This is a genomic window from Ilyomonas limi (assembly GCF_005233845.1).
Taxonomy (GTDB): domain Bacteria; phylum Bacteroidota; class Bacteroidia; order Chitinophagales; family Chitinophagaceae; genus Ilyomonas; species Ilyomonas limi.
On the sequence record NZ_SZQL01000010.1, the window covers coordinates 162,443 to 182,361 of the forward strand.

Below are 19,919 nucleotides of genomic sequence, written 5' to 3' on the forward strand. Positions count from 1 at the left end.
AGCCGTGAGCTTCGAGCTGTATGTTAGTGCTTGCAGCTTGTTGCCTGAGGATGGTGGCTTACAACTCGTGGCTCACCGCTCGCAGCGCCCGTTAATACACATCTTTATGGTACTTGCCGTGCTCGCTCAACTCATTTAAAAAGTGCATTGCCTCCTCTTCGTTCATGTTGCCTTTTGTTTGGATGATCTGCAACAAAGTATTTTCTACATCGGTGCTCATGGGATATTTGGCGCCACAAACATAAATGCTTGCACCATTTTTTATCCATTCAAACAGTTCAGTAGCCTGTTGCAACATACGGTGCTGCACATATATTTTCTCTTGCTGGTCTCTGGAGAAAGCGGTATTGAAGCGTGTAAGCGTTCCCGTTTCAAACAAAGTAAGTAACTCTGTTTGATATAAGAAATCGGAAGTAAAATGCTGATCGCCAAAGAACAGCCAGTTACGTCCCTGTGCGCCGGTTGCATCTCTCTCAAACAAAAAAGAACGGAACGGTGCGATGCCCGTGCCCGGCCCAATCATAATGATATCGGTATCTGCATGTGGCAGCTTGAACGAGCTGTTGCGTTGCACATAAATCTCCAATATGTCATTCACATTCATGCACGACAGGTAATCGCTGCACAAGCCAAAACGCTTTTGGCTATCTACTTCAAAACTGCTTCTGCCCACGGTAATATGCACTTCGTTTTCGCCATGTGCTGCCGGTGAAGAAGCAATGGAATACAACCTTGGTGCAACCGGATCCAGTATATCCACCAACTGCTGCACACTTACAACTTGGTCAAAAGGATAAATACGCAACAGGTCAATCAAATCCATGCGGATGGCTGGTATTTCCTTTTGCGCCAAAGCTGCATATTTTTGAATAATACGCTCCGGTAAGTATTGTATGTTTATTTTATGCTTAAATAGATCAAACAGCTTGTAACTTTCATTTTTAAACGCTACTGTTTGCTCCGGTGGTGATGCGTCCAGCAATTCCAGTATTTTCATCACCGCCGCATCGCTGTTTTTTGCAATAATGCCAATAGAATCGCCCGGCTCATAAATGATGGGCTCTTCGGTAGCAATTTCTATATGGTACGTTTCTTTATTGCTGTCAATATCGTTAAGGTTTACGCTTGTAACAATTTTTCCCGGCTGTATTTTCTTGCCCGCAGATGCCGGCTTTACGGTAGCTTTTGCCGGTTGTGCTGCAGGTGCAGCCTTTAAGGTAGTGTTGATGAGTTCATCAATCCAGGCATGTGCTTCCGGCTCGAAATCGGTATCACATTTACACAAAGGAATAATGCGTTCTGCGCCTAATCTTTCCAGGCGTTCATCCACATCTTCTCCGGCTTTACAAAACAGCGGGTAAGAGGAATCGCCCAGTGCCAGCACACCAAATTTTAACTGGCCCAGTTGTACATCGTTCTGCTGTATATAATCGTAAAACTTTTTGGCAGCGGCAGGTGGTTCGCCATCGCCTTGCGTACTCATTACCACAAGCAAGCAATTTTCCTTTGGCAAATCCGCCACTCTATATTGGTCAAGGCTTTTTGTTTTTACCTGCACGCCTTGCTTTTTCAGCTTCGAAGTCATTTCTACCGCAACTTTTTTAGAGTTACCACTTTCGGTGCCATACACCACGGTACAGACTGCCAGCGTGCTTTGCGGTGCAGCATCCGGCAGTACATTTGCTGCATGACCGTTGCTCTCCATTAACGCACTTACATACCCATTTATCCAAATGAGTTCTTCTTTTGAGACGCCTGTTATCAGTTCACGAAACAATTTCAGCTTAGGCTCTGCTAACATTATTGCCATTTTTTATATCGTTGAATAATTCTGTTAAAGTATCTAAAGGTGCAAAGTAAGGTACACGTTCCTCCTTGTTGGGCAGCCATGCAAACTGCTTGTACAACCCTGCCACCTTACCAATAATTACCAGCGACGGGCTGATGAATGCGGTAGCAGGCGGCTGATTTTTATACTGTTGCAATGTAGCGCTATATACATATTGATTGGGCGTAGTGGCCTGCTCTACTACTACAAACGGGGTAGCCACGCTGGCATCATGCTCCAGCAATTTATCTACTACTTCGGGTAGCGAAGCGCCAGACATATACAATACCAGGGTGTCTTTCATTGTTGCCAGTTCGCGCCAGGCATCCGGCGCAATAGCCGTGTGTTTGTAATACGTGAGGATTCTTACACCTGCAGCATGTTCCCGTGCTGTAAGTGGAATACCGGTATAAGCAGCAGCACCGGAGAGCGCAGTAATACCAGGAATAATTTCATAAACGATACCCACAGCATTGAGCGCCAGCAATTCATCTAATATATTGGAGAAAATGCTGGTATCGCCACCTTTGAGGCGTACTACGGTGGGGTATAACCCTGCTTTCTCTACTAGTAATTCGTTAATTTCCTTTTGCGAAGCAGAAGCGCTGCTGCCACCTTGCTTGCCCACAGCAATTATTTGTGCAGAACATGGAACATATTCCTGCAAAATGTCTTCGCTTACCAGTCGGTCGGTAATTACCACGTCTGCGCGCTGCAATATTTTGGCGGCTTTCACAGTCATTAAACCTGGATCGCCGGGACCGGCGCCAATAAAATACACTTTGTGCGGTTGCTGCATTTTTTACTTACATTAGTCCACCATTTTGGTAGATTATTGTGTAAAAGTAAAACAGAAAAAAGTTTGAGCCAAAGTTTTATCATTAATCGTGTTTTACTTAATGATTCTTTAGCATGTTATGAGTAATGATGCAGCTTAATATGAAGGTAATAAAGGGTAAATTGTTAATTATGGATAGTGGGTGTTGAATTTAAAAATTCCGGTGGAAAGTTCTTCACTCACTACGCGCAGAGAGGATAATTTAGCAGATATTTTTTGATGATCAGGCCACCACGGCTGATAACAGGGTGATATACGGAGTGAGGCTTGAAATAGTAGCCGGCTTTTCCATAAACCCAATTACGTTCTTATATTTTGCAGCCTTTGTGCGGTCCATAGCGTTTACAGATGAAGTAAGAATAACCACTTTATAGTCTGTTGCATCAACTTGCATTTTATCTAAAAAGTCCCAGCCATTCATCATCGGCATATTAATGTCCAGCAATATCAGATCAGGTTTTATAAAGTGCAACTTGCCGAAAGCTTCTACGGCATCGTTAAATGCAATGGTATGTATAGCAGCATCAATGTTTTCTATCAATTTTTTGTTGATAAAATTGCTGATATACTCATCATCAACTAACAATACATTCATACTTCACTTATTAGCGGTTCTTATTTTTTGCATCTGCAATTGCCTTATTATCACATCCATAGGGCAATTCATTATATCATAATGCAGGCAGCATTAATATTCTACAATCTTGGGTACAATATTCACAATTACACAACTACAAATCTTTTAATAAACCTAATACCTTTATCGGCCTAAGGACATTAATAAATGAAACCGGTGCCGGATGTTTTTCTTAATAGCATCAAATGTTACAAAATATTGTGATACAAAATACCTATAAAAATAGGGAAGCATGATAACGGAACAACACTTTTAAGCACATATTAATATAAAACAGGTATATGAAGGCTGAAACTGTTGAACTTAGTTATACCTGGTAAAACTGTTTTTGAGTAAGACGGGGTTGTTACACAACAATATATATGGCTTGAAAAATACTGCTTTTAACAACAGCTATCATAATATTCTCATACTATTTGACAGTTGCGCCGTTAATTTGTACCGAAAATGCTGACAAAGAGAATTATCCCATGCCTTGATATTAAAAACGGCAGAACCGTAAAAGGCATCAATTTCGAAAACCTGCGCGATGCCGGTGACCCGGTGGAACTCGGTGCTTTTTATGCCCGGCAAGGTGCTGATGAACTGGTATTTCTCGATATTACTGCCACCAATGAAAAGCGCAAAACACTAAGCGAGTTGGTGAATAAAATTGCGCACCGCATTAATATTCCATTTACGGTGGGCGGTGGCATTAGCAGCGTAGCCGATGTGCAGGTATTGTTGCAAAATGGTGCTGATAAAATTTCGGTAAATACGGCGGCTTATAAAAATCCGCAGTTGATTAATGATTTAAGCAAAGAATTTGGCAGTCAGTGCGTAGTGCTGGCAATAGATACAAGAAAGGAAGAAGATGGCGAGTGGTATGTATATCTCAACGGCGGCAGGGTAAAGACAAACACAAAATGTTTAGATTGGGCTAAGGAAGGCGTGGAGCGGGGTGCCGGTGAAATATTGCTCACTTCTATGAACAACGATGGCACAAAACAAGGTTTTGCTTTAGATATAACGCAACAGTTAGCCGCTACGTTACCAGTGCCGGTTATTGCATCGGGCGGTGGCGGTACGGTACAACATTTTGCCGATGTTTTTGAAGAAGGGCAAGCCGATGCGGCACTGGCAGCCAGCATTTTTCATTTTAAGGAAGTAGATATTTCGCAGTTGAAAGCTTTTTTGAAAGACAAGGATATTAGTGTCAGGCTTTAGCGTATTATCGCTTACATAAAAAGCAGTTAATTATTTACATGGATATTGATTTTAAGAAATATGCAGACGGATTAGCACCGGCGATTGTGCAGGATTACACCACCAATCGTGTGCTGATGCTAGGCTTTATGAATGCCGATGCTTTGGAAGTAACCGGGCGCACCGGCATGGTTACATTTTATAGCCGTAGCAAAAAACGACTTTGGACAAAAGGTGAAGAAAGTGGCAATCATTTGCTGGTAAAACAAATAATGGCGGATTGCGATAAAGACACTTTGCTTATAAAAGCTACGCCGGTTGGTCCGGTTTGCCATACCGGCGCTGATACTTGCTTTAGCGAAAAAAATCACCGGCAGGACTTTTTGCAGTATCTGGAAGAAATTATACAACTCCGGCAACAGGCAAGCCCCGAAGATTCGTATGTATCGCGCCTGCTGCACAAAGGCATAAATAAGGTGGCACAAAAAGTGGGCGAGGAAGCGGTAGAACTGGTAATTGAAGCAAAGGATAACAATGAAGGTCTGTTTTTAAACGAAGCGGCTGATTTGCTGTTTCACTATTTGATTTTGCTCAATGCAAAAGGGTATAATTTACAACATGTAACAGACGTTTTACAAAAACGTCATTCAAAATAAAACTATGAAGCGATTATTGATTGTGCTGCTGGTGGTACCGGTGCTGTTGCCTGCACAAAAGGGAAATAAAAACAGTGTGGCGCCGGCAAACGATGCTGCAAGTACCACCATAAATGAAGGCTTTGAAATTAATGGTCATCTCAAAGGAGTACCCGATAACAGTGTTGTATTTTTAGCAGGCTTTAGCGGTACTGATACATTGGCTAAAACCACTGCGCAAAACGGTCATTTTGTGTTGACAGGAAAATTGGATAACACCGATGCGCGCATCTTGAATATACCTTCGCTCAATCGCAGGATGGTGTTGTTTATGGGTAATGATCATATTACTATTAAAGGCGACAGCACCGATTTTAGCGATATAAACATCAGCGGCTCCGATGCTAACCACGATTACGAAGAATTTATTTACCACATCAAACCACTGAATGATTATGTGGAGTATTACCGTGGTATGTTGCAGGCAGCACCCACGCAAGCTGCTAAAGACAGTGTAATAATTTCACTCAATACGGCTTACAATATTTACCAGGAAAGTATTGACCGCTTTATTAACCGTAAAAAGAATTCGCCGGTGGCTTCGCTCGTACTGGCATACAGCTACGATACCGACCCAAATAAAGATGTTGCTTTAGTTCAAAAGCGCTACAACCTGCTCACCGGCGCGGCATTGGAAAGCCAGTTTGCCAAAAATTTAAATCTTGCCATTACAAGGGATAAAGTAGGTGCAATTGGCAGCCCCGCAATTGATTTTACCCAAACCGATACTGCCGGCAACAATGTATCGCTTTCGCAATTCAAGGGCAAGTATGTGCTGCTCGATTTTTGGGCAAGCTGGTGCCGTCCCTGCCGCATGGAAAACCCAAATGTGGTGGCGGCTTACAATACATTTAAAGACAAAAACTTCACGGTATTGAGTGTTTCATTAGATGAAAGGCGTGAGTCGTGGCTGAATACTATTAAGGTGGATAAACTTAACTGGACACACGTAAGTGACCTTAAATACTGGAGCAATGAGGCAGCGCGTCAATATAATATTCAGTCTATTCCGCAAAACTATTTGATAGATCCTAATGGTATCATCATAGGAAAAAACCTGCGTGGTGAAGCGTTAATTGCAAAGCTGAAAGAAGTGTTGAAATAACATAACGCAATATTTCACCTTGGTATTAATACTTATTAAAAATAAGCAACCGGCTTTAGTGAAAGTGAATGCTTTCACTAAAGCCGGTTTTATTGTGTACTAACTTCAGGGGTAAAGTTTTAGAGTAGAGTATAGTTACTGAAAGCTTCGCACCAGCATCGTATTATCATGGGGTATGTCGCCGGGTTTGTCTTTTAAAATATTCACCACAATTTTATCTAATGGCAGCGACACTGTTTCAACTGTAAGATCGTCCCATTCTATCCAGCGAAACACCTCGCATTGAGCCGTTTTATCAGCAACCTGTTCGGGCAAAAAGTCGAATATTTTGGTCTTTGTTTCCAATGCAACCGGCTCTGCAGCATGTACAAAATAATAGATGGAAATAATTTGATGTTCTTTATTAAAAGCAGAAAGCTGGAAAATATCAGTAGTATAAATGTGATCGCCAATTGTTACAGCCAACCCTGTTTCCTCCATAAACTCACGTGCCAGGCAATCGCGCGTACCTTCTCCAAACTCCAATCCGCCACCCGGAAATTTTGTATAATATTCGCCCCTTATAAACTCATCACTCACCAGCACGCGGTTGTTGCTATCTCTTAAAATACCATATACCCTGATATTAAAATTAAACATACTTTTCCCTTTATACTTTTACAATGTTCGTTAATAAATTGTTTCCATTAGCCGTATTACCGGTAAATAAATTTGCTTAAACAAAATCACGCTTTATTTTTGCCGGCATGAACAGCAATACGCATACACATCATCATATCTTACTGTACCGGTAGGCTGGTGTGTTTGTTGTATCTGCAAAAAAACATTGGGCTTACTTGTACGGTAAGCCTTTTTTATTGTATTTAAATAAACAAAATGATAAACGCTAATACCGTTCTTAAGCTGGCGGTGCAAAAATCGGGTCGCCTGCACGACGATTCTATGAAGCTCTTAAAAGAGTGCGGAATTGACATTACCAACGGGGTGAATAAACTAAAAAGTGAAGCTTCCAACTTTCCGCTGGAAGTATTCTTTTTGCGTGATGATGATATTCCGCAGTACATAGAAGATGCTGTTGCCGACATTGGTTTTGTGGGTGAGAATGTAGTGTATGAAAAAAATAAAAATGTACAGGTAGAACATAAACTGGGTTTTGGCAAATGCCGTTTAAGTATCGCTGTTGATAAAAACGAAACATACGATGGCGTGCAGTACTTGCAAGGCAAACGCATCGCTACCAGTTATCCGTTAATCCTTAATGATTTCTTGCAAAAAAATAATGTAACTGCCGAGATTCACGAAATTAGCGGCAGTGTGGAGATAGCACCTGGTATTGGGCTGGCACATGCTATCTGCGATTTGGTAAGCAGCGGTTCTACCTTATTTATGAATGGCTTGAAAGAAGCTGAAACCATTCTGCAATCGCAGGCAGTGCTTATTAGAAATAAAGATCTGGATGAAGCACAACAGACAATTCTGGACAAACTACTCTTTCGTATACAAGCGGTAAAAAAGGCAAAAAACAACAAGTATATTTTACTGAATGCGCCCGAAGAAAAACTGGGTGAAATTATTGCTTTATTGCCGGGCATGAAAAGTCCGACTGTTACACCACTGGCCGAAAAAGGCTGGCACAGTGTACACAGTGTATTGAGCGAAGATACTTTTTGGGATATTATAGAAAAGCTCAAAAATGCAGGCGCACAAGGCATTCTGGTGATACCGATTGAGAAGATGATTATCTGATTTATTGAAACAAAACATACTATGATTGTCGTTAAAAATCCTCCCCGGGAAGCATGGCAGGGACTACTGCAACGTCCTGCTTTTGACGCGGTTTCGTTGCAGGAAAAGGTAGCTGCCATATTGAATGATATAAAAACAAATGGCGACGAAGCTGTGTTGAAATACACAGCTTTATACGATGGTGTACAATTAGATAATTTTATTGTAACTAAAGAAGAAATTGCTGCTGCACATCAACAAATAAGCAACGAGTTGAAGGCGGCAATTGTACTTGCTGCAAACAACATCAAGACTTTTCATGCAAAGCAATTAACTGCAAAAAAGGAAGTGATAGAAACAATGCCCGGCATTGCCTGCTGGCGCAAACCGGTAGCAATCGAGAAAGTAGGTTTGTATGTTCCCGGCGGCAGCGCACCGCTTTTTTCTACAGTATTGATGTTGGCTATTCCGGCACAATTAGCTGGCTGCAAAGAGATTGTATTGTGCACCCCACCGGCAAAAAATGGTACAATCCATCCAGCTATTTTGTTTGCAGCAGCGCTTACGGGCGTTACTACCATCATTAAGGCAGGTGGCGTACAGGCAATTGGGGCAATGGCGTATGGCACTGAAAGCGTATCAAAAGTGTATAAAATTTTAGGACCAGGCAATCAGTATGTAACCTGCGCCAAGCAGTTGGTACAGCAGGAGGGCATTGCTATAGATATGCCTGCCGGCCCCAGCGAAGTATGTGTGCTGGCTGATGAAAGCGCCAATGCAGCTTTTGTTGCAGCAGATTTATTATCGCAGGCAGAGCATGGGGTAGATAGCCAGGTATTACTCGTAACTACAAGCGCAAGGCTGATAGAAGAAACAACTAAAGAAATAGGCAAACAGTTGGAAAATTTGCCACGGCAGGAAATTGCTGTGAGAGCATTGGAGAATAGCAAAATGATTTTGCTGGATAATATGGAAGATATGATTGCGATGGTCAATGAATATGCTGCCGAGCACTTAATTCTCGCCTGCAACAATGCCGATGCAGTTGCAGAAAGAATAGTGAATGCAGGTTCTGTATTTATTGGCAATTTTTCGCCGGAAAGTGTGGGCGATTATGCCAGTGGTACCAATCATACACTGCCGACACATGGGTTTGCAAAAGCCTACAGCGGTGTAAGCGTAGATAGCTTTGTAAAAAAGATAACCTATCAAAAGCTTACACAAAACGGCTTGAATGCAATTGCTTCTTCGGTAATAACAATGGCAGAAGCAGAGGGCTTGCGGGCACATGCAGAGGCGGTGAAAATAAGGGTAAAAGGATAAAAGTAAAAAACTACAGCTATGCACTATAGTTTTTTACTTTTATAATTATTCGCTTCTCTTGCTTCGTACAAAAGACTGGTTCATGTATTTGAGCAGGCGTATTTCTTTCTCGGTAAGTAAGCGCCATTTACCGCGGTCCACATTCTTCTTGGTGAGGTTGGCAAACATCACTCTGTCCAGATTTTTTACATCATACCCCAAAAACTCAAACAAACGTCGCACAATCCGGTTTCGTCCACTATGTATTTCAATGCCAATTACGCTTTTATCTTTTACATCGGCGTAGCCAACCGCATCAGCTTGTATAAAGCCATCTTCCAGCGTAACGCCCTGCAGAATGGCGTCTGCATCTTTTTTAGTCAAAGGCTTATCTAATCGTACTTCATACACCTTTTTTATTTCAAAAGAAGGATGTGTAAGCTTTTGCGCCAGCTCGCCATCATTGGTCAGCAAGAGCACACCGGTAGTGTTCCGGTCGAGGCGGCCTACAGGATAAATGCGCTCTTTGGTAGCGTTGGCAACCAAATCAAACACCGTTTTTCTGCCTTCCGGGTCTTTAGCAGTGGTGATATAATCTTTAGGCTTATTGAGTAAGATGTACACGAGATTTTTTTGCAGGAAAACAGGCTTGCCTTTTACTTCTATTTTGTCTTTGGCAGATACTTTATAGCCCGGCTCATACACGATATCTCCGTTTACTTTTACATGCCCTTCTTTTACCAGGTTGGCTGCTTCGCGGCGGGCGCAAACACCAGCATGTGCAACAAATTTATTGAGTGGCATTTGCTCGTCTGTAACAGGTGCAGCAGTGTAAGAATAGTTTGCTTTTTCGATGCCTTTTGTCCCTGTTCCCGTTGTTTCATGGCCATGTTTTACAAAGCGCGATTGGGGTGATTCTTTTGTTCCTCTTCGTTGTGCAGAACGGTCAAATGTTTTCTCTTCTTTATTATCCCTTTTGAATCTTGAATCTTGTGCCTTGTTTCTTGTGCCCTGAATTTTTCCGTTTGTATCCTGGTTCTTTTCTCCCCAATGGTTGGCACCACGGGCTGTGTTTTGCCTGTTGCTTGCTCCCTGAACCCTGCTCTTTGCTCCTTCTTTCCCGAATCTTGTTTCTTGAAATTTGTTACCTGCGGATTGCGCTTTATTTTCCTTTGTCACTAAGCCGTATTTGGCTGCGTTTTGTTGACGTTCCTCATCAGCTTTAGCACGTATTTCAGCTTTTACTTTCTTTTTTTCCTGCTTAATAGCTTCCTTTTTTTTGCCGCCGCTAGGTTTGGGGTTGATGAATTTGTCGAATGCTTGCTTGCTCATGATGTAATAGTTTGCTGTTTTTCAACAGGATGAAAAAATGTTTTTGAACCAAAAAGGCATAGAGAACACAAAGTAGCCCGAAGAATAAGTAAAGATACCTGCTGATGCTTATTCACTTTACGTTTTAGCTGTACGTATTCTTACAAACGTAAATAATATATAAGTTTAAAATTAATGCTTATTACTTGCTGTTTGTAGCATGCAGCTTAATTTTTATTCGCCAACTGCCCGCAAGCCGCATCTATGTCTTTTCCGCGGCTGCGGCGCAATCTTGCATTTACCTTATTCATATCAAGATAATGCATAAACTGCTCCACTGTGTCCTCATCGGGCTTTGCAAAGGCTGCATTTTCTATGGGGTTATATTCAATGAGGTTGATTAAATCTGCGGGAATCTGGCGGTAAACTTTTACCAGTTCTTCTGCATCTTTCAAAGAATCGTTGAAGTTGCGAAATAGAATATATTCCAGCGTAATTTCGTTTTTCGTTTGCCTGTAAAAATAATTCAGGGCTTCTATTAAAGCCTTGATGTTATTTGTTTCATTAATCGGCATGATTTCGTTACGCTTCTTATCATTAGCTGCATGCAGCGATAAAGCCAGTTTAAAACGTACTTTATCATCGCCCAGTTTCTTAATCATTTTTGCCACGCCGGCAGTAGAAACAGTAATGCGGCGCGGGCTCATACCCAACCCATCCTCAGCACTAATGCGCTCAATAGCTTTCAGCACATTGCTGTAGTTGAGCAGCGGCTCGCCCATACCCATGAACACAATATTCGACAGCTTTTTGCCATATACTTTTTCCGACTGTTGGTTGATGAGCACCACTTCATCATAAATTTCATCAAAGTTTAAATTCCGCTTTCGCTCCATGTAGCCGGTTGCGCAAAACTTACAGCTCAGGCTACAGCCAATCTGCGAGGAAACACAGGCGGTTTTTCGTTCTTCGGTAGGAATTAAAACGCCTTCTACAAAATGCCCGTCGCTGGTTTTAAAACGGCTTTTTACCGTGCCATCGGCACTGTATTGGGTAGCATCTATGGTTAAGGCTGGCAAAGTAAAATCTGCTGCCAGTCTGGTGCGCAAATCCTTGCTCAGATTGGTCATTGCCTCAAAACTTTGCGCTCCCTTCAGCCAAATCCATTCATACACCTGTTTTGCTCTGAATTTTTTATCACCAATATGTATAAAGTATTCTTCCAGAGCAGGCAGGCTTAGCTCCCGGATATTTTTGCTTGTTGACATGAGATGGCAAAGATACAACAGCAGCGGGGCTTTGCAGCAATTTTAACGGCTTGTTGCGAGGGGAATAAAGTTGAATATTAGAAGCTATTTGCATACATTTGATTGTATAAAATTGGGGCATGAATGATACGGACAACAATCACACCCATCGATACAAATATCACTTTATCGGTTCCTGAAAGCTATGTAGGAAAAAAGGTAGAGGTACTGATGTTTGATACTGATGAGGTTAAAAATAAGGTGGAGCCAATAATGAAGCCTTCCGCATTAAGAGGAGGATTGTCAAAAGAGACTGCTGAAAAAATGCAGCAATATATACAACAAAGCCGGGATGAATGGAATACTTAATTGATAGTAACGTCTTGATAAATTATGCAGCAGAACGGTTTTCTGAAAAACAGATTCAGCTCCTTGATAGTATTTTTGATGTAGCATTAAATTTATCTGTTATTAGCAAAATTGAAGTGTTAGGATATAATATGACGACTGCCGAAAATCAGTATTTTTCCAAATTGTTTTTAACAGTTAAAGTTTTTCAGATGAATGAGAATATTGTAGAAAAGACAATCGAATTAAGAAAGACTTTAAAAATCAAAATTCCGGATGCACTGATTGCCGCCACTGCCTTAACAAATGATTATACGCTATTAACCAGAAACAAAACTGATTTTTCCAAAGTACCGGGATTACAGATTATGAATCCACATGAATGGTAATTTAATCAAACCAATATGCAACCAGAAACAGACACTCGCATTGATGCTTATATAAACAAATCGGCACCTTTTGCCCAACCCATTTTGCAACACATCAGAGCTTTGGTGCACCAAGCCTGCCCTGATGCAACAGAAACCATCAAATGGGGGATGCCTTTTTTTGAATACAAGGGTATTGTCTGCAACATGGCGGCTTTTAAAAATCACTGTTCGTTGGGCTTTTTCAAAGCGGGGCAAATGCAAAGCGCTGCTGAACTGCAAGCCAATAATGAAGAAGGAATGGGGCATTTGGGTAGGATTACTTCGCTGGAAGATTTGCCCGCTGATGAGGTATTAATAAGTTATATAAAAGAAGCCGCTGCACTGAATGAAGCTGGTGTAAAAAAAGCTACACCTAAGAAAACTACCGAAAAAAAGGAATTGATTATTCCAGATGAAATAACAAAAGCCTTAAAAACGAATGAAGCTGCTAAAACCACGTTTACCAATTTTCCCTACAGCCACAAAAAAGAGTATGTGGAATGGATAACTGAAGCTAAAACAGAAACCACCCGCAACAAGCGTCTCGAAACTATGTTGGAATGGTTGCAAGAAGGCAAAAGCCGTAACTGGAAATACGAGCGAAAGTAACAAGGTATAAGATAAAAGAAACAAGATAAAAGATTCAAAATGCAAGGAATAAGCTGCAAGCCTTGAGCTATGGGCAACGAGCTGCAGGCAATAAGCTTCAGATTTTGAATCACTGGCTTGTAGTTTTAATCTTACCTACTTGTCTCTTGAACCTTGTTCCTTGTCCCCTTATTCGCTTATCTTGCCTTCCTTTTTACACCTATAATGAATACAGCTTATATAATTGATGCCGTGCGTACACCCATTGGTAAATATGGCGGTAAACTTGCCTATATGCGTGCCGATGATATGCTGGCTTATGTTATTAATGCGTTATTACAACGCAATGACCATATAGATTTGCATGCCATAGAGCAGGTAATTGCCGGAGACGCCAACCAGGCAGGTGAAGATTGCAGGAATGTAGCAAGAATGGCTGCCCTGCTTACCGGATTGCCGGCGGGCATTGGTGGCACTACCATCAACAGCCTTTGCGCTTCGGGAATGGAAGCCATTATGCAGGCTGCACGTGGCATTATATGCGGCGATGGATTGCTCTACATTGCCGGTGGTGTGGAAAGCATGACACGCGCCCCGTTTATTATGCCTAAAAAAGAGGGCGACTGGAACACGCCATCTAACGGCGAGGTTTATAACAGCACTATTGGCTGGCGCTTTACCAACAGCAAACTTGCTGCTATGTATCCGCCATACCCGATGGGCGAAACAGCAGAACACATTGCCCAGCAATGGAATATCAGTCGCGAAGCACAGGATGCTTTTGCGCAGCAATCGCACCAAAAATATTTTGCAGCGCTGGAACAGGGTAAGTGGGACGATGAAATAGTGCCGGTGGAAATGAACAATGAAGACCAGCTAATTAGTTGGTTTACAATGGATGAAGCACCGCGTAAGTTGTCTGCCGAAACTTTGGCTGCACTGAAGCCTGCCTTTGTACCTAACGGGACGGTAACAGCCGGCAATTCATCGGGACTGAATGATGGTGCGGCGATGCTCCTGCTGGCAAGCGAGGAAGCAGTACGTATGTACGACCTGCAGCCGATGGCAAAAATAGTAAGCATGGGCGTAGCAGGAGTGGACCCTGCCATTATGGGTATGGCACCCGTGCCTGCTACCTTCAAAGCACTGCACCGCGCAAAGCTGAAGATGTCAGATATGGACTTGATTGAACTGAATGAAAGTTTTGCTGCGCAAGCATTAGCCTGTATAAAGGAGTTGGAAACAGATGAACAGAAAGTAAATGTAAATGGTGGCTCTCTCGCTATTGGTCATCCAATGGGTTGCAGCGGCGCAAGAATAACTACTACGCTGGTGCATGAGATGCTGCGGAGTAATGCGAAATACGGATTGGCGACAACTTGTGCCGGTATGGGGCAAGGCGCTGCATTGGTGCTGGAGAGGATATAATACCCGACTGTCGGCTGTTGTGTTATATCGAGTTGTAGGAAGATTTCAAATTATGGAGGTGAATGGAAATTTTATTCTTTTACTTCCATTGTTTTTCGATTGTGCTGTCTTTTAAAGAGGGATTTGAACTTTATCCAGTTGAAAAAAATAGTCATAAAAAAGCCATCCAAGTCGCATAAAAAATATGAGATGCCATCGAATGCTTTTCGTTATAAAATACCCGGTCCCTTGCTAATGATGCGATAAACCAAATAATCCAGTTTGTTATAAATGCAACACTAAGTTGTTTTAGCGGGGTTAGATTTTTAAACCAAACAGGTATTCGCTTTAGCATATTTTATCCTATGATAATTTTAATGTAACAGACCAAAAATAAGATTATTGTACCGATTATTAATGCGATTTTATTAGCTTGCTCTTTCCAAACAAGTACTTACCAGGAGAATGAATTTCAACTCCTGTGCTGATTATTTTTCATGTATTCTGCAATTAATTGTTCGTTTGTGGGCTCGCTCTTTGAAAGTGCATTGATAATTTTCTTCCGTTCGTTTTCAGTCTTGTTTTGACTTAACTTTTTCTTTCCCTGTAATTCTGTTACCACCATGTCAAACGCAACAATTCCTTTTGAAAGCCCGGCCTTATAATAATCTGGCAAATTGTTCCATTGGTGTTTATATTCAATCTCGTAGTTATCGATAGTTCTTTCAAGTATTTCAAAGACTTTGCTGGTTTCTGTTATTAGTTCCCCTCGTCCATAAGCGTGTACCGAAATGTAGTTCCAGGTTGGTACATTTAATTCTTTGTCATAATGTTTGGGAGAAATGTAAGCGTGAGGTTCACTAAAAATTACTAGAATTTTATTATTCTCAATATCTTTCCACTGATCATTTGCTTTTGCAAAGTGTGAAGTCAGCACGATATTATCGTCCTGAATAGTTACGAGAAAAGGCAAGTGTGTTGCTATTGGTAAACTATTTTTTGCGGTAATAATTGTTGCAAAACTAAACCTCTTCATAAACGCAACAGCCTCTGTTTTATCCGTCAATAAATTGCTGTTTGGAATATACATGACTTTTCTTCCTGCTATTTTGGTTATTACGGTCGCTCACAAAATTACCAAACCCGTTTCCATTTCTGCTAACCAGAAACGCAAATGAAATTATACGTATGCAGCCATCTCACTTTATATAGGTATAAAACATTTTTTCACCTTCCAGATAACCCGTTAATTCATCTCCTACGGAACATTCGCCAACGCCTTCGGGTGTGCCGGTAAAAATAAGATCGCCAATATTAAGCGAGAAAAACCGGGATATATAAGTGATTAATTTAGGTATTGTGTACAACATATTGGCAGTATTGCCACGTTGTACTACTTCGCCATTACGCTCCAGGCTAAAATGAATTGGTCTGTTCAATGCTTCGGGTTTTATTTTTATAAATTCACCCGTTAATGCCGAGTTGTCCCATGCCTTGGCAATTTCCCATGGCAGCCCTTTCTTCTTCAGTTCGCGTTGCAGGTCGCGGGCTGTGAAATCTATACCCACCGTAATCGCATCCACATATTGCAGGGCATGATGCGGCTCAATATATTTACCATTTTTGCATACGCGCAGCACCAGCTCTGCCTCATAGTGCAGCTCGTTGGTAAACTCGGGATATATAAATGTAGGCGGCTGCGGGGTATATGCCGTTTTGGGTTTCATAAAAATGACTGGCTCTTCCGGAATTTCGTTGTTTAATTCTTTGGCGTGTTCTGCATAGTTGCGCCCAACACAAAAAATTTTCATATAAGGGTGGTTTCGGTTTTAAGGTTCAAGCAATCTCCATATTGTTGTACATATTCATCGTGCGTTCGATACCAATGGCAGCAAAGCTTTCAATGGCTTCCACTGCAACTTCAGTCTTTTTATTCACTATCGGCAGTTCTTCTTTAAGCCATTTGCCCAGAACATATTCCACTTGCATTCCCTTTGGAAAATGGTTGCCAATTCCAAAGCGCAACCGTGGATATTTATCGGTACCTAATGTTTGCTCAATATCCCGCAGGCCATTGTGTCCTGCCGCGCTTCCGGATGGACGGATGCGCATTTTGGTAAGTGGCAATGCAATTTCATCTACAATGGTTAAGGTATGTTCGAGCAAAATCTTCTCTTTATCCATCCAGTATTTAAAAGCTTTTCCGCTGAGATTCATGTAGGTAGTTGGCTTAATGCAAATAAATGTTTTTCCTTTCCACTTTACTTCCGCTACCTCGGCCAGCCGGTCTGTTTTAAACATACCACTGTGCTTCAAAGCAAAGCTATTAACCACATCAAAGCCAATATTGTGTCGTGTATGGGCGTATTCTGTTCCGATATTTCCTAAACCAACAATCAAAATTTTCGACATATAAATTTACGTTTAAACAGCATTGCACAAAATGTTTTGTCTCACTTTGATAAAATAAATTCAAAGTGGAACAATAAGTTGTTTTATTATTTGAGCATGCCCCGCAGCGGTTCACAGTTTGGCAACTTTCTACTGTAAGCAGCAGGTTGTAAACTTTTCCGCCGCGGGCCGGCTTTCCGCTACTATTCGGGCACAAACTCCGCTGCTACGGCGTTATATCTTCCCATACATCATTACATCATACACAAACATCCCATCTCATCCGTACATGAATATACGTGCCACCTCTGTCTGCCAGCAGGCAGGCATGTGTTATAAATCCATACAAAACAAAGCCCCGCATACAAGCAGGGCTTTGTTTTTTTGAAAACGTTGAATACAATAATAAATACTATTTTTTCTTTTCTTCTTTTGCTGCAGCAGATTCTTCCTGCTTCAACTGGCGGGTAAGCACAACCGATGCAATAGGAATACGTGGAGAGTTTAAGATTTCCAGGTTTGGTTCTTTTACATCTTCCACACGGATGTTCCCATTTAAATCCAGGTTGGTAATATCCACTTCAATGTGCTCTTTCAGGTCTTTTGGCAAAGCCTTTACTTTTAAAGCATTCATCTTTGTAATAAGCTTACCACCAGCCTTTACACCCACCGATACACCCGTAAACTTAAGAGGCAAAGTAGCAACCACTTTTTTATCTTCTACCAGTTCCAGCAGGTCTATGTGGTTCAGCTTATCGCTTACTTTGTCAAACTGCAGATCCTTCATAATGCAGGTGTAGCTGCTGCCATCTACATTTACCTGTGCTAACTGAAACTCGCCTGTGTAAACCAAAGGTTTTAACGCTTTGGCAGAAGTGTAGAAGTTAACTTCATTGGCACCCCCGTAAATTACACCTGGCACGTTATCCTGAGAGCGGAGCTGGCGGGTGGCTTTTTTGCCGCTTTCGGTCCTCAGGTGACCTTCGATTGTAATTGTCTTCATTGTTATAATTGATTAAAAAATTAATACTTTTTGTTTGCTGCTTACAGCTTCTGCTTGCTTCTTGTCTCTCGTACCTCCTACCTGATTCCCCTCAACTGAGAATGAATAAACAGGCTGGTGATACTTTTATTTTCGTATGCATTGCGGATGGCAATGGCAAATAAATCGGCTACCGAAATCACTTTTATCTTTTGGCTTTCTCTCTTCAATGGTATCGTATCACAAACCACCAATTCTTCCAACACACTGTTTTCTATTGTTTGATAAGCGTTACCGCTGAGTATTGGGTGCGTACATAATGCGCGTACGCTGGTTGCACCTTTATCTTTCAATAGTTTTGCCGCTTTTGCCAGTGTGCCGCCGGTATCGCAAATATCATCTATCAGTATAATGTCCTTGCCAGCTACTTCACCTATTACCACCATGCTTGCTATTTCATTTGCCCGCTTGCGATGCTTATCGCAAATCACCATATCGGCACTGAAATAAGAGGCAATTTCCCTTACCCGATTGGTACTTCCTACGTCGGGGGCGGCAAAGGTAAGGTTTTCCAACTTTAATTGTTCAATATAAGGGATAAATATGGCAGAACTGTCCAGATGGTCAACCGGGATATCGAAGAACGCCTGAATTTGTGCGGCATGTAAATCCATAGTTATTACGCGGTTGGCGCCAGCAGCTTCCACCAGTGTGGCTACCAGTTTTGCACCTATAGCTACCCGCGGCTTATCTTTTCTGTCCTGCCGCGAAAAGCCGTAATACGGCATCACCGCTATAATTTTATACGCACTTGCCCGCTTGGCTGCATCTATCATCAGCAGGAGCTCCATCAGGTTATCTGTTGGGGCAAACGTGCTTTGTATCAGAAATACATAATCACCGCGTATGCTTTCTAAAAAAACAGGCTGAAACTCGCCATCGCTAAACTTTTGAATATTAATCTTGCCGAGCGGCGCACCAAAGCGCAGCGCTATCTTCTTTGCAAGCTCCTCAGAGCCAGTGCCTGAAAAAATTTTTACCGAAGGATTCATAGCTGGATATAAGCGGCGAAGATAATTACAAAAGGAATTTGTATTTTGATGCCGTTTTATTTTTTACCATGACTAACGCAACAATAAAAAACTGGGCGGAAGATGACCGTCCGCGCGAGAAAATGATGCTGAAAGGCGCTGAAGCCCTGAGTAATGCAGAACTTTTAGCTATATTAATTAACAATGGCACGCGCGACCAAAGTGCTGTGGATGTATGCAAAAGCTTGTTAAATAAAGTTGACAACGATTTAAACCGCCTTGGCCGACTTTCTATAAAAGAACTATTAAAATTAAAAATAAAAGGTATTGGCGAAGCTAAAGCAATAAGCATTGCCGCTGCTTTGGAGTTGGGCATTCGCCGCGATGCTGCCGAGAAGAAAAGAGATACCATTACGCACAGCCGTGATGTAGCTGCATTTTTAAAAGCCAAACTGCAATACAAAAAGCACGAAGTATTTGCGGTGTTGTTTCTTAACCAGGCAAATAAAATTATGCATTACGAAGTGCTGAGCGAAGGCGGCATTACCGGCACGGTAGCTGACCCGAGAATTATATTGAAGAAAGCACTTTCGCACGATGCGGTAAATATCATCCTTTGCCACAATCATCCCAGCGGCTCTTTTAAGCCCAGCCGTGCCGACCGCGATCTGACTGCCAAAATAAAAGATGCAGCAGCCATGCTGGATATGACCGTGCTCGACCACATTATTGTAAGCGAAGACGGACATTACAGCTTTGCCGATGAAGGTATTTTGTAAAATAAGAGTTGTTGAATTACAGCGATATAGAAGTTAATGCACTCACGAAGCCCTCTTACCAGCTATAGAACACTGCATTATTAAGTACTGTTATTAATCCGGTAGATCAT

The 19,919-nt window shown here is 41.8% G+C and carries 21 protein-coding genes; 10 read left to right on the forward strand and 11 right to left on the reverse strand.

Going from position 1 to position 19,919, the window contains the following annotated elements:
- Nucleotides 1-91 precede the first annotated feature (91 nt).
- The 3 genes from FC093_RS13515 to FC093_RS13525 form a co-directional block, all read right to left on the reverse strand.
- On the reverse strand, nucleotides 92-1,801 hold the full coding sequence (locus FC093_RS13515) for a diflavin oxidoreductase (protein ID WP_137262325.1): 1,710 nt from the start codon (nucleotides 1,799-1,801) through the stop codon (nucleotides 92-94).
- Entirely contained in the window at nucleotides 1,785-2,627 is an 843-nt protein-coding gene (cobA, locus tag FC093_RS13520; protein ID WP_137262326.1) for a uroporphyrinogen-III C-methyltransferase, read from the reverse strand. The genes FC093_RS13515 and cobA overlap by 17 nt, the downstream gene beginning before the upstream one ends.
- 262 nt (nucleotides 2,628-2,889) lie before the next feature.
- A complete protein-coding gene (locus tag FC093_RS13525; protein ID WP_137262327.1) occupies nucleotides 2,890-3,261 on the reverse strand; it encodes a response regulator in 372 nt (123 codons plus the stop codon).
- A 489-nt stretch (nucleotides 3,262-3,750) separates the two neighbouring features.
- Here FC093_RS13525 and hisF point away from each other — a divergent pair, with 489 nt between their 5' ends.
- From hisF to FC093_RS13540, 3 genes are read left to right on the forward strand one after another with little or no spacing between them, the layout of a single operon-like run.
- A complete protein-coding gene (hisF, locus tag FC093_RS13530) occupies nucleotides 3,751-4,509 on the forward strand; it encodes an imidazole glycerol phosphate synthase subunit HisF (protein ID WP_137262328.1) in 759 nt (252 codons plus the stop codon).
- A 38-nt stretch (nucleotides 4,510-4,547) separates the two neighbouring features.
- Nucleotides 4,548-5,144, forward strand: coding sequence for a bifunctional phosphoribosyl-AMP cyclohydrolase/phosphoribosyl-ATP diphosphatase HisIE (gene hisIE / locus FC093_RS13535; protein ID WP_137262329.1), 597 nt, complete (start codon nucleotides 4,548-4,550; stop codon nucleotides 5,142-5,144).
- A gap of 4 nt (nucleotides 5,145-5,148) precedes the next feature.
- Nucleotides 5,149-6,288 carry a TlpA disulfide reductase family protein gene (locus FC093_RS13540; protein WP_137262330.1) on the forward strand — a complete coding sequence of 380 codons (1,140 nt, stop codon included), beginning with the start codon at nucleotides 5,149-5,151 and terminating at the stop codon, nucleotides 6,286-6,288.
- 135 nt (nucleotides 6,289-6,423) lie between these two features.
- On the opposite strand, the gene FC093_RS13545 is transcribed toward FC093_RS13540, so the two are convergent.
- Nucleotides 6,424-6,927, reverse strand: a complete 504-nt coding sequence (locus tag FC093_RS13545) for an NUDIX domain-containing protein (RefSeq protein ID WP_137262331.1) — start codon at nucleotides 6,925-6,927, stop codon at nucleotides 6,424-6,426.
- Nucleotides 6,928-7,164: 237 nt separating this feature from the next.
- Here FC093_RS13545 and hisG point away from each other — a divergent pair, with 237 nt between their 5' ends.
- Complete coding sequence (gene hisG, locus FC093_RS13550) at nucleotides 7,165-8,034, forward strand: ATP phosphoribosyltransferase (RefSeq protein ID WP_137262332.1); 870 nt, start codon at nucleotides 7,165-7,167, stop codon at nucleotides 8,032-8,034.
- Between the two features lie 21 nt (nucleotides 8,035-8,055).
- Nucleotides 8,056-9,336 (forward strand): histidinol dehydrogenase, encoded by a 1,281-nt coding sequence (gene hisD, locus FC093_RS13555; protein ID WP_137262333.1) that lies wholly within the window; start codon nucleotides 8,056-8,058, stop codon nucleotides 9,334-9,336.
- A 45-nt stretch (nucleotides 9,337-9,381) separates the two neighbouring features.
- On the opposite strand, the gene FC093_RS24230 is transcribed toward hisD, so the two are convergent.
- Nucleotides 9,382-10,647, reverse strand: a complete 1,266-nt coding sequence (locus FC093_RS24230) for a pseudouridine synthase (protein ID WP_137262334.1) — start codon at nucleotides 10,645-10,647, stop codon at nucleotides 9,382-9,384.
- Nucleotides 10,648-10,853: 206 nt separating this feature from the next.
- Complete coding sequence (gene rlmN / locus FC093_RS13565) at nucleotides 10,854-11,894, reverse strand: 23S rRNA (adenine(2503)-C(2))-methyltransferase RlmN (protein WP_137262335.1); 1,041 nt, start codon at nucleotides 11,892-11,894, stop codon at nucleotides 10,854-10,856.
- 123 nt (nucleotides 11,895-12,017) lie between these two features.
- Here rlmN and FC093_RS13570 point away from each other — a divergent pair, with 123 nt between their 5' ends.
- The 4 genes from FC093_RS13570 (at nucleotide 12,018) to FC093_RS13585 (ending at nucleotide 14,647) form a co-directional block, all read left to right on the forward strand.
- Nucleotides 12,018-12,242, forward strand: a complete 225-nt coding sequence (locus FC093_RS13570; RefSeq protein ID WP_137262336.1) for a hypothetical protein — start codon at nucleotides 12,018-12,020, stop codon at nucleotides 12,240-12,242.
- Nucleotides 12,230-12,610, forward strand: a complete 381-nt coding sequence (locus tag FC093_RS13575) for a type II toxin-antitoxin system VapC family toxin (RefSeq protein WP_137262337.1) — start codon at nucleotides 12,230-12,232, stop codon at nucleotides 12,608-12,610. The genes FC093_RS13570 and FC093_RS13575 overlap by 13 nt, the downstream gene beginning before the upstream one ends.
- Nucleotides 12,611-12,625: 15 nt before the next feature.
- Nucleotides 12,626-13,240, forward strand: coding sequence for a YdeI/OmpD-associated family protein (locus tag FC093_RS13580; RefSeq protein WP_137262338.1), 615 nt, complete (start codon nucleotides 12,626-12,628; stop codon nucleotides 13,238-13,240).
- Nucleotides 13,241-13,444: 204 nt separating this feature from the next.
- Nucleotides 13,445-14,647, forward strand: a complete 1,203-nt coding sequence (locus FC093_RS13585) for a thiolase family protein (protein ID WP_137262339.1) — start codon at nucleotides 13,445-13,447, stop codon at nucleotides 14,645-14,647.
- A gap of 451 nt (nucleotides 14,648-15,098) precedes the next feature.
- Here FC093_RS13585 and FC093_RS13590 read toward each other — a convergent pair whose 3' ends face one another.
- The 5 genes from FC093_RS13590 to FC093_RS13610 form a co-directional block, all read right to left on the reverse strand.
- Entirely contained in the window at nucleotides 15,099-15,716 is a 618-nt protein-coding gene (locus FC093_RS13590) for an FMN-binding negative transcriptional regulator (RefSeq protein ID WP_137262340.1), read from the reverse strand.
- 109 nt (nucleotides 15,717-15,825) lie between these two features.
- Nucleotides 15,826-16,437: a fumarylacetoacetate hydrolase family protein gene (locus FC093_RS13595; protein WP_137262341.1), complete on the reverse strand. Its 612-nt coding sequence runs from the start codon at nucleotides 16,435-16,437 to the stop codon at nucleotides 15,826-15,828.
- Between the two features lie 25 nt (nucleotides 16,438-16,462).
- The gene (gene pth, locus FC093_RS13600; RefSeq protein WP_137262342.1) at nucleotides 16,463-17,038 is read right to left on the reverse strand and encodes an aminoacyl-tRNA hydrolase; all 576 of its coding nucleotides are present in this window, start codon (nucleotides 17,036-17,038) and stop codon (nucleotides 16,463-16,465) included.
- A gap of 391 nt (nucleotides 17,039-17,429) precedes the next feature.
- Nucleotides 17,430-18,020 (reverse strand): 50S ribosomal protein L25, encoded by a 591-nt coding sequence (locus FC093_RS13605; protein ID WP_137262343.1) that lies wholly within the window; start codon nucleotides 18,018-18,020, stop codon nucleotides 17,430-17,432.
- Between the two features lie 77 nt (nucleotides 18,021-18,097).
- Nucleotides 18,098-19,051, reverse strand: a complete 954-nt coding sequence (locus FC093_RS13610) for a ribose-phosphate pyrophosphokinase (protein ID WP_137262344.1) — start codon at nucleotides 19,049-19,051, stop codon at nucleotides 18,098-18,100.
- Between the two features lie 68 nt (nucleotides 19,052-19,119).
- Here FC093_RS13610 and radC point away from each other — a divergent pair, with 68 nt between their 5' ends.
- Nucleotides 19,120-19,809: a RadC family protein gene (radC, locus tag FC093_RS13615; protein ID WP_137262345.1), complete on the forward strand. Its 690-nt coding sequence runs from the start codon at nucleotides 19,120-19,122 to the stop codon at nucleotides 19,807-19,809.
- Nucleotides 19,810-19,919: the final 110 nt, after the last annotated feature.